Source organism: Lactobacillus sp. ESL0700 (assembly GCF_029392095.1).
In the GTDB taxonomy this organism is placed as follows: Bacteria; Bacillota; Bacilli; order Lactobacillales; family Lactobacillaceae; genus Lactobacillus.
Genome location: NZ_CP113930.1, coordinates 355,253 through 367,732 on the forward strand (window position 1 = coordinate 355,253; position 12,480 = coordinate 367,732).

13 protein-coding genes and 2 tRNA genes are annotated in these 12,480 nt (G+C 40.1%); 13 read left to right on the forward strand and 2 right to left on the reverse strand.

Features of this window, described 5'->3' with window-relative positions; genetic code table 11:
• The first annotated feature begins 111 nt into the window (after positions 1 to 111).
• The 4 genes from OZX63_RS01765 (at position 112) to OZX63_RS01780 (ending at position 2,319) form a co-directional block, all read left to right on the forward strand.
• Positions 112 to 822, forward strand: a complete 711-nt coding sequence (locus OZX63_RS01765; protein WP_277144095.1) for a glycerophosphodiester phosphodiesterase family protein — start codon at positions 112 to 114, stop codon at positions 820 to 822.
• 93 nt (positions 823 to 915) lie between these two features.
• Positions 916 to 2,097, forward strand: a complete 1,182-nt coding sequence (locus OZX63_RS01770; RefSeq protein ID WP_277144097.1) for an aminotransferase class I/II-fold pyridoxal phosphate-dependent enzyme — start codon at positions 916 to 918, stop codon at positions 2,095 to 2,097.
• 63 nt (positions 2,098 to 2,160) lie between these two features.
• A tRNA-Tyr gene (locus OZX63_RS01775) sits at positions 2,161 to 2,242 on the forward strand.
• Between the two features lie 5 nt (positions 2,243 to 2,247).
• Positions 2,248 to 2,319 (forward strand) — tRNA-Gln (locus tag OZX63_RS01780).
• Between the two features lie 110 nt (positions 2,320 to 2,429).
• Here OZX63_RS01780 and OZX63_RS01785 read toward each other — a convergent pair.
• Positions 2,430 to 3,449, reverse strand: a complete 1,020-nt coding sequence (locus tag OZX63_RS01785) for an SLAP domain-containing protein (protein ID WP_277144100.1) — start codon at positions 3,447 to 3,449, stop codon at positions 2,430 to 2,432.
• 253 nt (positions 3,450 to 3,702) lie between these two features.
• On the opposite strand from OZX63_RS01785, the gene OZX63_RS01790 reads away from it, so the two are divergent.
• Together OZX63_RS01790 and OZX63_RS01795 are read left to right on the forward strand one after the other, a co-directional pair.
• Positions 3,703 to 4,821, forward strand: a complete 1,119-nt coding sequence (locus tag OZX63_RS01790) for a hypothetical protein (protein WP_277144102.1) — start codon at positions 3,703 to 3,705, stop codon at positions 4,819 to 4,821.
• Positions 4,822 to 4,900: 79 nt separating this feature from the next.
• Positions 4,901 to 5,599, forward strand: coding sequence for a GntR family transcriptional regulator (locus OZX63_RS01795; protein ID WP_277144104.1), 699 nt, complete (start codon positions 4,901 to 4,903; stop codon positions 5,597 to 5,599).
• 49 nt (positions 5,600 to 5,648) lie between these two features.
• On the opposite strand, the gene tagD is transcribed toward OZX63_RS01795, so the two are convergent.
• Positions 5,649 to 6,035, reverse strand: a complete 387-nt coding sequence (tagD, locus tag OZX63_RS01800; protein ID WP_277144106.1) for a glycerol-3-phosphate cytidylyltransferase — start codon at positions 6,033 to 6,035, stop codon at positions 5,649 to 5,651.
• A 129-nt stretch (positions 6,036 to 6,164) separates the two neighbouring features.
• Between tagD and OZX63_RS01805 the strand changes: the two genes are divergently transcribed.
• The 7 genes from OZX63_RS01805 to OZX63_RS01835 all read left to right on the forward strand — a co-directional run bounded on the left by OZX63_RS01805 (position 6,165) and on the right by OZX63_RS01835 (position 12,402).
• On the forward strand, positions 6,165 to 6,896 hold the full coding sequence (locus tag OZX63_RS01805) for a WecB/TagA/CpsF family glycosyltransferase (protein ID WP_277144107.1): 732 nt from the start codon (positions 6,165 to 6,167) through the stop codon (positions 6,894 to 6,896).
• 1 nt (position 6,897) lies between these two features.
• Positions 6,898 to 7,995: a glycosyltransferase gene (locus OZX63_RS01810; RefSeq protein WP_277144108.1), complete on the forward strand. Its 1,098-nt coding sequence runs from the start codon at positions 6,898 to 6,900 to the stop codon at positions 7,993 to 7,995.
• Positions 7,996 to 8,071: 76 nt separating this feature from the next.
• The gene (locus tag OZX63_RS01815; protein WP_277144109.1) at positions 8,072 to 9,550 is read left to right on the forward strand and encodes a nicotinate phosphoribosyltransferase; all 1,479 of its coding nucleotides are present in this window, start codon (positions 8,072 to 8,074) and stop codon (positions 9,548 to 9,550) included.
• Positions 9,547 to 10,377, forward strand: coding sequence for an ammonia-dependent NAD(+) synthetase (gene nadE, locus OZX63_RS01820; RefSeq protein ID WP_277144111.1), 831 nt, complete (start codon positions 9,547 to 9,549; stop codon positions 10,375 to 10,377). The genes OZX63_RS01815 and nadE overlap by 4 nt, the downstream gene beginning before the upstream one ends.
• 125 nt (positions 10,378 to 10,502) lie before the next feature.
• Positions 10,503 to 11,057 carry a hypothetical protein gene (locus OZX63_RS01825; RefSeq protein ID WP_277144113.1) on the forward strand — a complete coding sequence of 185 codons (555 nt, stop codon included), beginning with the start codon at positions 10,503 to 10,505 and terminating at the stop codon, positions 11,055 to 11,057.
• 198 nt (positions 11,058 to 11,255) lie between these two features.
• Positions 11,256 to 11,744, forward strand: a complete 489-nt coding sequence (locus OZX63_RS01830; RefSeq protein WP_277144115.1) for a prolyl-tRNA synthetase associated domain-containing protein — start codon at positions 11,256 to 11,258, stop codon at positions 11,742 to 11,744.
• 64 nt (positions 11,745 to 11,808) lie between these two features.
• Positions 11,809 to 12,402 carry a histidine phosphatase family protein gene (locus tag OZX63_RS01835; RefSeq protein ID WP_277144116.1) on the forward strand — a complete coding sequence of 198 codons (594 nt, stop codon included), beginning with the start codon at positions 11,809 to 11,811 and terminating at the stop codon, positions 12,400 to 12,402.
• Positions 12,403 to 12,480 lie beyond the last annotated feature (78 nt).

A 12,480-nucleotide genomic window follows, 5' to 3' on the forward strand; every position in this document is an offset into this window, starting at 1 on the left:
GTTAATTAGGATTAATAAAATTTTGCTTTTCTATTTAAAAGTGGGGGTAATTGGTTTAAGATAGCCTCTGTAATTTGTTGGAAGATTAATAGAGGTCTCAATAATAACATTATGAATACTGGTAAAAATAAGACAATCGTATTTGGTCATCGTGGTTATCCCGCAAAATTTGCGGAAAACTCGCTTGAAGGTTTTCGCAATGCGATTAAGAATGGCGTTGAAGGTGTTGAATTTGACGTTCACTTAACTAAGGATGGCGTCCCAGTTGTGATGCACGACGAACGTGTTGATCGCACAACTGATGGTCAGGGCTATATCAAGGATTTTACGTTAGTAGAGCTGCGGCAATTGCATTTGGCTAACGGTGAGCCGGTGCCAGAATTGCGTGAGCTCTTTGACTTGCTTAGCGGCAAGGACATTCTAATTAACTTGGAGTTTAAGACGGGAATTATTCATTATCAAGGGATTGAAAAGACGGTATTGTCTTTGGCAAAGCAATACCAATTTGTTCATCCGCTTATTTATTCGTCCTTTGATTACGTAACGTTAAAGAATTGCCAAGAAATTGATCCTAACCAGATTTACTGTTATTTGACAGATCAGGATGTTACTAACTCAGCCAAATTAATTAAGGAAAATCATTTTGCTGGGATTCATCCGGGAAAATTTCTTACTTCACAAGAAGCGATTACGCAGCGGATTTGGACTGTTGACGATCCAGCTGTTGCCAAAAAATACTTCCAGCGTCATGTCGCCGGAATTTTTACCAATAATTATCCTGTAATGATTAAATTGCGGAATCAGGTGCAGGGGCAAGTATAGTAAATTAGCCAAAAATTAAAAAATAATTGTAGAAAAATGATGATATTAATTGTATAATTTGTTCATATGAAAAAGAAAGTTTGGTGAAATTATATGGTTAAATTAATCAATTATATGAAAAAAGGCTTAGCAGATGCTCCTTCAAATCCGATTTTGAAGTTTTCTGATTATGCTAGTAAGATTCCGGATGTTGTTAAGTTCACGTTGGGTGAGCCTGACTTTAACACGCCAGAACATATTAAGGAAGCTGCCAAGAAGAGTATCGACGATAACCATTCTCACTATGCACCTTCTAACGGTACAATGGGGCTCAGAACGGCAGCAAGTCAATTTTTAGCTAAAAAATATGGTCAAAAGTATGACCCAGCTACTGAAGTTTTGGTAACTAATGGGGTAACTGAATCAATTTTTGATGCAGAAGTTGCATGCTTAAATCCTGGCGATATAATGGTTGTTCCAACACCAGCTTTCTCATTATATATGACTGATGAAACTGTGCTGGGGACAGGTGTTAAAATCGTTGAGATTGATACTTCTGAAGACGACTTTAAGTTGACACCAGCTAAGCTGCAAAAAGTTCTTGATGAGTACGGCGACAAGGTTCGGATGCTTGTAATGAACTACCCAAGCAACCCAACTGGTGCAATGTACAGTCAAGCAGAACTTGATGCTTTAGCCGATGTTGTCCGTGATAAGCCAATTTTTGTTGTCTGTGATGAAATTTACAGTGAATTAAATTACGATCAACCACATGCCTCAATGGAAAAGAGCTTGCATGATCAAGTAATCTTGATGAACGGGGTTTCTAAGTCATGGGCAATGACTGGTTACCGGATTGGGATTGTTTGTGCGCCAAAGGATATTTTGGAACAAATTGCCAAAGTTCACCAAGCAGCTAACACTACTGAGCCGACACCGATGCAAGATGCCGCTGAAGAAGCCTTTAAGAACGGGATGGATGATTCACAACCAATGAAGGCAGAATTCTTAAAGCGGCGCGATGTTCTTTACAATGGTTTAACTAAGATTGGTTTTGAATGCGTCAAGCCAAATGGTGCTTTCTACATTTTTGCTAAAATTCCGGATGGCTTAGAACAAGACGATGAAAAGTTCATTTATGAATTGGTTGATAAGGCTCGCGTAGCCGTAACTGCCGGTTCCTGCTTTGACAAAGGCGGCAAGGGCTGGATTAGATTTTCTTATGCCGTTTCGATGGATGTCATTAATGAAGGCCTGAAGCGACTGGAAAAGTTCGTCAAAGAAAATAAGAAATAAAATTTAAGTAATTTTTACTTGCAATTACGCACGTTTTTCGGTAATATAATTAACGTGCGTTATGGAGGAGTAGCGAAGTGGCTAAACGCGGCGGTCTGTAAAACCGCTCTCTCTGAGTTCGGCGGTTCGAATCCACCCTCCTCCATTGATTGGGTTATAGCCAAGCGGTAAGGCACTAGTTTTTGGTACTAGTATGCGCTGGTTCGAATCCAGCTAACCCAATAATTCTTAAAAGAATTACCCAACCCTAAAAGAAGCAACTTCTGAATAGAAGTTGCTTCTTTTTTAACAAAAAAATATCCAGCCTACCGACTGGATATTAGTTTTAATTATTAAAAGTTAGCCCGTTTAATGTAGCGGTTATTGTCAACGATGTAGTAACGTTGACCCTTGATTAAAACGGAGCTGCCGTAAGTGCGAATACTGGACTTAGCAGATAATACCTTGTGACCAATCCGCTTACCGTGCTTATTATATAGGTAAGAATTGTGAGTCAAGGTCCGCTTAGTACCATCAATGTTAGCTGCTAAGACGCGCTTATTACCGTGGTCAAATTCGTAATATTGTTTGCCATTAATTGTTTCACTAATGGCAGCGTAGCACTTAGTACCAATCTTTAAAATCAGTTTATTAGTCCGCTTGCCATTTTCGTCATAAATGTAAGCCTTGTGCTTAAGAACACCATTAATGACTAACCCATCAACATCACCAGGACGTTGTGGTGTTGGGTTGATTTCGACTAAGTCGCCTTTTTTAATGTATTGATTTTGGTCAATTAAGTAGTATTCAGTACCGTTGATGCTAACAGGATCGCCAAAGGTAGGGATGTATTGGTCTTTAGCTAAAACAATTGGCAATCCTTGGTTACCGTTTTGATCATAAATGTAAGAATCGCGAGCAAGTTCGCGAGTTTTGCGGTCAATGTTTCCGGCAGCGATATATAATTGGTTCTTTAAGTTGTAGAACTTACGGTTATTGATTAAAGTCGTACCGTAAGTTTCAACAGTTGAACCAGCATTCATTGTTACATCATTGGCCCGTTTGCCGTCTTGATTGTACAAAAAGGCATTGTGGACTAACGTTTTTTCTTCAGGATCAAAAGATTCCGTTAATTTTTGACGAACAACTGGTTTATCATCAGCATCGTTAGTCTTAGCTGGGGCACTTGTTACCTCGGCCTTAGGTGCAGTCGCGGTTTGTGTTGTCTTAGCATCAGTAGTCGCCGCATTTACAGTTTGCTTACTGAGACCAACTACGCCAGAGGTAAGAGCCAAGCCGATTAATCCAAACTTGATAATATTTTTACTTGAGAAACGATCATAGCCAGTTAATTGTTGACGGTTATGTTTCATATAGAATCCAACCTTTCTAAAGTTTCTTTAATAGTATTGTACTATTTTCTAAAATACACCTTCATTTTACCTTAAAATCAAGATTTTCTCGAATGTTTTTTGTTAAAAACAATTTGCTTAAATTAGGCCAAGCAAATTAAAATAAAGGGGAAGCAATGAGTAAGATTTACTTTTACAAGTTAGTTTTAACTATTGACCTTGAAAAAATAGTACAATGATAGCTAGTTTACTGTTCACTGAGAAAGGGATTGTTATGCCAAGACTAATTAAAGTGGGAGCTGGTGGTGGTGAAATCAGCTGGCATGAGGCGTTGAAGGATTTACGCGCTGATGATGTGATGTTTTTGGAGCCGGGATTTTATGAATTGCCGCAAGGAATTACCTTAGCAGATATTACAATTAAGGGTACTGGCAGCCTGCCCGAAGATACGACGATTTTGGGGTATGTTAATGTTGCAGCTGACAGTCGCTTCGTTAATTTAGAAAATTTATGCATTAACACAAATAATGATAATAATACTTTGTTTGTGCCGGCTGAGGCGAATACTTATCTTAGTCTGCGTAATTGTGTCATCAAGGGCTTTGGCAGTGATACGGCAGCGATTGCGGCTAACGGTAAGATTACGCTGGAACTTTATTCAACTAAGATTATGAACGGCTCGGTGTCATTGTTTGCGGATGCCGATTTTCGCTTGGAAATGAACGATTCTTCTATTGAAAATGTGGCCGAAGAATTTGGCGTTTTGGCTTTGGAAGGTCGCGGGACAGCGATAATTAATAATTCGCGCATTCACGGCAGTATTGATACTTTTGTCAAAACTAATGCCGAAGTGGATTTGAATAATTCGGTTGCCGATACGATTTTATTGCAAGGGAAAACATGGCTGAATATGCTAAACAGCAAGATTTTGTCTGATGATGACGCTTGTATGTATATTACCGATGACTCTTGGGTGAATATCGTTGATAGTTATTTCACCGGCGGAATATATTTGGATAAAAAGCCTCATGTGATTGTTCAAAATAGTCAGCTTAGTCGGATAATTGCAGTTAATGAAACGCAAATTACCCTGATTAATTCGGTAATTTTAAATCATGCGGACTTTCAAGACACCGCAAATTGTATTGCACGACGCGTAACCTTTAATGGTGGCAATGAATACCAATATTTTTTGGCACTAGGTGACAAGGCACAAATTGAAGGACACGACTTAGTGTTTAACCCTAACGGTGCAAGTTTAGCAGTTCAGGATAATGCGCAGATGCGGGTTAGTGTAGTGGCTTCAAGCGAGGAATTATTGCCAGTGGAATGCAGCTCAAAAGCCAATGTCAATATCTTAGGAATTAAATGGACCGCTAAGAAAAAATCGTGATAAAAATCTAGCCGTTTTTGTTTGTGCAAATTAGACCAATTTAGATTATAATAAAAGGACACATTTGGAGGAGTGCCTCATGGAAGAACCAATGTACATCAAAATTCATAATCAGATTAAACGCGACATTGAAAATCACGTCTATCGTGTTGGCAGCAGGATCCCTGCCGAGCGGCAGTTGGCGCTAAAGTTTGGTGTGTCCCGCATGACGCTGCGACAGGCGATTAAGACCTTAGAGGATGAGGGGATTTTGGAGCGCCGCCTTGGCAGTGGTACTTATGTTGCCAGCCAGAAGGTCCAGGAAAAAATGTCGGGCATCATGTCATTCACCGAGATTACACATGCTAACGGACAGACACCATCAAGTAAGTTAATTTCCTATCATATTGGTAAACCATCTTTATCAGAAAAAGAGCGGCTGAACCTTGCCGATAATGAAGAAATTTTGCGGATGGAACGGATTCGTTATGCCGATGAGGTGCCGATCTGTTATGAAGTGGTTACTATTCCGTATCGCTTAATTCAAAAAATGTCTAAATCTGATATTTCTTCGCACTTATACCAAACTTTGGCCAAAAACGGTTATGAAGTTGGTCAGGTGACCGAGCATATTTCGGCGGCTGTTGCTAATGAAAATGCGGCGCGCTTATTAGATGCCCGCAAGGGTGAGGCCTTAATTACAAGGTTGCAGGTAACGGAACTGACAACTGGTGAGCCGTTTGAATACACGCGAGCTAGCTATGTTGCTGATCGGTTCGAATTTACCTTTTCAAAATAAAATAAAATAAAACTCTGAATTAACTAAAGTTAGTTCAGAGTTTTTTTAATTATTTCAAGTCTTCTTTGATTTTACTAGTTGAAATCCCAGGAGTGCGAGGTAAATAGACGACCTTACAATATGGTTTAAGAAAATCGAATTTACCTTCCCAGTCATTGCCCATGACGAAGGTATCAATGTCGTATTTTTGAACATCACTAATTTTTTGTTCCCAACCATCTTCTGGGATGACTTCGTCAACGTAGCGAATTGCTTCCAAAATGTATTTGCGTTCGGCATAATTGTTGTAGGATTCCTTGTGCTTTTGCAGCTGGTTAAATTCATCAGTTGAAAGGCCGACAATTAAGTAGTCGCCCATTTCCTTTGCCCTTTTGAGCAGGCGAACATGTCCGTAGTGCAGTAGATCGAATGTGCCGTAAGTAATAACTTTTTTCATTTTGTAAACGCTCCTATTTGTGCAGCTACCTTAATCGTATCATATTTATAGTATATAAGTTAAAACATATCCCGCAAGGCCTAATTGTTTGCTAAAATAAGATTAAAAAGTGCTCTAGGAGGCTGACAATTGAGTAAAGTAAACGTTTTAGGGATTGACTTCGATAACAAAAGTTTCACCCAATTTCAAAATGAATTTGTTGGTCGGATTAATACCCACCAGTCAACTTTTGTTGTTACTGCTAATCCCGAGATTGTAATGGCGGCGAATGAAAATCCTGAATTTATGAAAATCCTGAATTTTGATGCTGATTACATTACACCCGATGGTATTGGAATTGTGAAGGCAGCTAAAATGTTAAACACACCGCTTAAGGAGCGGGTAACGGGCTATGATTTATTTGTGTGGCTGATGAAGCTCGCTAACGAGCGCAATTTGCGGGTATATTTAATTGGTGCTAAACCAAGCGTTATTCATGCTATCCAGGAAAAAATTGCCCGCGAATATTCGGGAATTCAATTAGTTGGTGCCGAAAATGGCTATTTTAACGAAGACCTGGAAGTTATGGCTTATCAGATTGAACGGACAGAACCTGACTTGGTGTTTGCTGCATTGGGTTCCCCAAGACAGGAAAAGCTGCTGTCACTTTTGCGGAAGAACTTGCTGCCCGCATTAATGATGGGAGTTGGCGGCAGCTTCGACGTCTTTTCAGGAGCTGTTAAGAGAGCACCATTATTTTGGCAGCATGCCCATCTTGAGTGGTTTTACCGTTTAGTTAAAAACCCGAGCCGCTTTAAACGGATGATGGTTTTGCCGAAATTTGTCCACGAAATTCACGAAGAAAAAAAGGAAAAGAAGTAACATGAAAGTTTTGCATGTCAACGCTGGTCTAGAAGCAGGCGGAGGGTTGACGCATATTGTTAACTTATTAACGGAAGCCAAAAAGGAAGGTGAAGATTTTACTTTACTTTGCCTTGCTGAAGGTCCAGTTGCCCAAGCTGCACGAGAAGCGGACTTGCGAGTTGCAGTGCTCGGAATTAATAGCCGCTACGATGTAGCAAGTCTAGGTAAACTTGCTGTCTTTATTAATGATGGTAATTATGACATTGTCCATACTCATGGGGCGCGGGCTAACTTGTTCTTGGCATTAATTCGGCACAAACTCAGCGCTAAGTGGTGTGTGACGGTCCATTCCGACCCTTACCTTGACTTTGCTGGTCGCGGTATGCTGGGCAAGTTGTTCACGGCGGCTAATCTTTATGCACTTAGAAAAAGTGACTGCGTGTTTGCTGTAACCAAAAATTTTGCTAACTTACTTGTGCACAAGGCGCATGTTAATCAAAATAAGGTTCATGTGATCTACAATGGTATTTTCTTTCATCAAGATAGTGAAATTCCGGCCAAATATCCCGAAGCGACGTTTAATATAATTAATGTTGCGCGCGTGGAAAAGGTTAAGGGCCAGGATTTATTATTGCGAGCTTTGAAAAATCTAGATAATGCCAATGTTCATTTGTATATTGCTGGCGATGGTTCGCAAATGACAGCGTTAAAAGATTTAGTGCAAAAGCTAGATTTGGGCCCGCAAGTGACATTTCAAGGTTTTATGACGCAAAAGCAACTGCAAAATTTATATCGGCGGATGGATTTGGCAGTTCTGACTTCGTATTCAGAAAGTTTCCCCTTAGTTCTGCTCGAAGCCTGTGATAATCTAGTGCCGCTGCTATCTACCGATGTTGGTGATATTGAAATGATGATTCCAGATCAAGATAGCGGCTTTATAGCTAAGGTCGGAGACCTTAGCTCAATTACAAATGCTTTGCGTCAGGCAGTTGCTACACCTAAAAACGAATTAGAAGAAATGGCAGTTCGCGAAAAAGCTTATATTACCGAACATTTTTCTGTTGCAAACCAGTTAGAAGCTATTATTCAAGAATATCAGGCAGTAATTAAGCGCTAAAACTATTGCTTATAATCATCTGAATGTCTATAATTAAGAACAAAAATATTAGTGAAAAAATTAATAAGGGGATAAAATGTTTTATCAAGAATTAGATCAAGATGATTCTTTGGTTTTGCATACAGACTTGTATGAATTAAATATGATGTACACCTACTTCAAAGAAGGCATCGCTGACCGTAATGCTGTTTTTGAAGCTTTTTATCGTACTGAACCATTTGGTAACGGCTATTCAGTATTTGCTGGACTAGAGCACGTTATCATGTACTTGAAAAATTTGAAATTTAAGGAAAGTGACCTCCAATATTTGAAGGAAGAAGTTGGCTACGATGATGATTTCATTGATTATTTGCGCCACTTCGAATTTAAATTGAGCGTGCGCTCAATGCGTGAAGGTGAAATTGTCTTTGCCAATGAGCCGCTGATTCAAGTTGAGGGTCCACTAGCCCAATGTCAATTAGTTGAAACGGCGATTTTAAATATTATTAACTTTCAAACGCTGCTGGCAACTAAAGCTGCACGAGTTAAATTAGCTGTTCAGGGCGATGGCGTGATGGAATTTGGCAGTCGGCGCGCGCAAGAAGCCGACGCTGCTATTTGGGGCACACGTGCCGCTTACATCGGTGGCTTTGACTCTACCAGTAATGTTCGTGCTGGCAAATTATTTGGCATCCCCGTTTCTGGAACGCATGCCCACTCACTAGTTGAGGCCTTTGGCAGCGAGTACGAGGGCTTTAAAGCCTACGCCGAAACGCATAAAGATTGTGTCTTCCTAGTTGATACTTACGATACGGTGCGCAGCGGTGTGCCAAATGCCATTCGGGTTGCTAACGAAATGGGCGATAAGATTAATTTTCAAGGTGTGCGCATTGATTCTGGCGACCTCGCCTATATTTCTAAACAAGTACGTAAGGAATTAGACGATGCTGGTTATCCAAATGCCAAAATTTTTGCTTCTAATGACCTTGACGAAACAACGATTACCAGCTTGAAGATGCAAGGTGCTAAAATTGATGTCTGGGGGATTGGTACCAAGTACATTACTGCTTTTGATCAGCCCGCTCTTGGTGCTGTCTATAAGCTGGTATCAATGGCAGATGATCAGGGTAAGATGCATGACACGCTCAAGATTTCTTCAAATGCAATTAAGGTTTCGAATCCGGGCAAAAAGCAAGTTTGGCGGATTTCGGCTAATCGGAAAAAGAAGAATGAGGGTGACTGGATTGCTCGCAGCGGTGTTGATCCGCGCAAGTTTGATTCATTGTATATGTTCCACCCGCAGTACACTTATATCAATAAGGTTGTAACTGATTACACGGCTGAGCCGCTATTGAAGGATATCTTCAAGGACGGCAAGCTTGTCTATGACCAACCTAAATTAATTGATATTAAAAAATTCTGTGCCCAAAATCTTGACGGTCTGTGGGATGAATACAAGCGGATGCTTAATCCGCAGGAATATCCGATTGACTTGTCACAAGACTTATACGACAGCAAGATGAATTTGATTAAAGATATTCGTCAAAAAATTACCGAAAGGAATGCAGCTAAATGAGACCACTGCAAAAAGAAATAATTGCTTACGAGCACGTGTTGCCAGAGATTGACCCACAAACAGAAATTAGGCGGTCCGTTGACTTCTTAAAAGATTATTTAAAGGCGAATCCCTTTTTAAAATCCTATGTGCTAGGTATTTCTGGTGGTCAAGATTCTACTTTGACGGGAAAATTAACGCAGATGGCAATTAGTGAAATGCGCGCAGAAACTGGCGATAATTCTTACCAATTTATTGCTGTGCGCCTGCCTTACGGCGTTCAAGCTGATGCCCAAGATGCAGCTGATGCCGTGACTTTTCAACAACCGGATCAGGACTTGATTGTTAATATTAAGCCAGGAGTTGATGCGACGGTTGCGAGTTTAGAAGCAGCTGGGCAGACAATTACGGATTTTAATAAAGGCAACATTAAAGCGCGGGAACGGATGATTATCCAGTATGCAATTGCTGGTGCTCATCATGGCGCCGTAGTCGGTACCGATCATGCCGCTGAGAACTTTAGCGGCTTTTATACCAAGTATGGTGATGGTGCTGCGGATGTTACACCGTTGTTCCGGTTAGATAAGCGGCAAGGTAAGCAGATGCTTGAAGCGTTGGGCTGTCCTAAGCACCTTTATCTAAAAACACCGACTGCTGATTTGGAAGAAGACCGGCCGTCGTTACCTGATGAAAAGGCGCTCGGCGTCACTTATGATGAAGTCGATGACTACTTAGAAGGCCGCACGGTTTCAGAAGCTGCTGCAAAGCAGATTGAGGCATTGTGGTTAAAGAGCGAACATAAACGGCACTTGCCCGTAACTGTGTTCGATGATTTTTATCAAAAATAAAAAGTCGCTAGCCAGTGGCTTTTTTGTTACGCTAATATTACATTTTGTAATAAAAATGTAATATTTTTGTATAATTTTGGTAAAAATCTGTTATACTATCCTTAATAAATAAAGGAGGTATTCTTATGAAAAACAAATATATTTTACTAGTAGCAGCCGCAACTTTGGCAAGTAGTGGCTTAACAGCGGTCAGTCCAGTCGCTGCAGCCGTTGAGCCGGCACAAGAAACCACTCAAAATACCAGCAATTATCTTACGACTTATCCTAAAAAATTGCGCGGCACTTGGTATTATTATGATGGTAAAAAGTTGTGTAAAGAAGTTATCGGCAAAAAGACAATAACGGATTACAGTAATGGCAAAAAATTTTCTCATCTTGTCTTGCATGCTTATGTTGCTCATGACCCAGCAACAATGGATAAAGCAGAGCTTGCCCGTACTAAGAATTGGGTAACTGCAGAAAAGAGAAAGTTCCAAAACCTTAGCTGGGTCGGCATTCATGGTTGGAGCGATGCAGCTGGCGCTGGCAACTTTATCAACGTTTCGAAATTAAAGGGACACAAAGTTCTAACAAGTGCTTATGGTGCCGGCGTTTGGGCTGACTATCATGCCTATAAAACACCAAAATTAGCTAAAAAATTACAGAAAAAGCATTATCAGCAATTTTCATACCTGCAATAGTCTAGTAATTAGGCAGGGCAAACTGAACCCTGAAGTTAGAATAACTAACTTCGGGGTTTTACTATGACTAAATTATTTAAACTTGAAAGGATTATTTTTAAGTTAATAATCTGACTTCTATTGAGCATACTTCTCTTTTTTGTTAAGTAATCTTGGGCTATACTGGAAATTAATATTTAGTTTCAGGGGGTGACCGGCATGGATAAGCAAGAAATATATCGTTATCTAAGTGCTAAAAATATTTGGCATGAAATTGTGGAGCACAAGGCTGTTTATAATATGGTAGAAGCAGCTGAAATTGACTTACCACATCCGGAAACTAGTGCGAAAAATTTGTTTTTGCATGATGATAAAAAGCGGAATTATTATCTGCTTACGGTTAAGAGCAACAGCCGAGTGGATCTTAAAAAATTTCGTCAAGATAACGGCACAAGACGGCTATCTTTTGCTTCAGCGGCTGAACTGCATACTATCTTAAAGCTAATTCCAGGCGCAGTAACTCCTTTGGGACTATTGAATGATGAGGAGCATAAAGTACAATTTTTTATTGATGAATTTTTCTTGCACCAGCCGGGAATAATTGCGGTCCATCCAAATGATAATACTGCAACCGTATGGCTGAAGACGACAGATTTAATTGAGATTGTTACTAGGCATGGTAATCCAGTTAAAATAATGAAAAGTTAAGCGCCGCCAAGCATTAGAACGCGTAAAATAGCAATAATTATTTAAATAAAGGAGCAATATATTGATGAAAGAACTTTACCTGATGCGTCATGGTGAAACTGTATTTAACAAGCGCAAGTTAATTCAGGGAGCTGTTGACTCGCCATTAACGGCGGACGGCATTAAAATGGCACAAAAAATGGGTGCATATTTAAAAACGCAGGGCTTAACCTTTGATCATGCGTATACATCAACGCAAGAGCGGGCAAGCGATACACTGGAACTAGTGACCAAGCAGCCTTATGAGCGGTTAAAGGGACTCAAAGAATGGGATTTTGGCTTGTTTGAAGCGCAACCGCAATACCTGTTGCCCAAGTTTACTTTTAAAGATCCAGCCGAAGCCAGCTTTTTTGTTCCTTATGGTGGTGAATCAACACAGCAGGTGATGGCCAGGATGCAAAAAACACTTAGCGAGATTATGGCTCATCCTAATCATCAGCGAGTGCTAGTAGTTAGTCATGGATTAGCGATGTGGATGTTTTTGGCCAATTTTATGTCTGTTGCAGAAATGGCAGAAAAAGTTAAGGATATGCCTAATTGTTGCGTCTTGCGACTGGGATATGATGCTGGTAAATTTACATTTGAGCAGATGATTGATGTGCGCAATTTACCAGAATAATTAAAATAAGCGTTACTAGCTAGTACTAGCAATGCTTTTTTAGTTAAAAGCATAAATTCTTGCTTGACCAGAAAAATT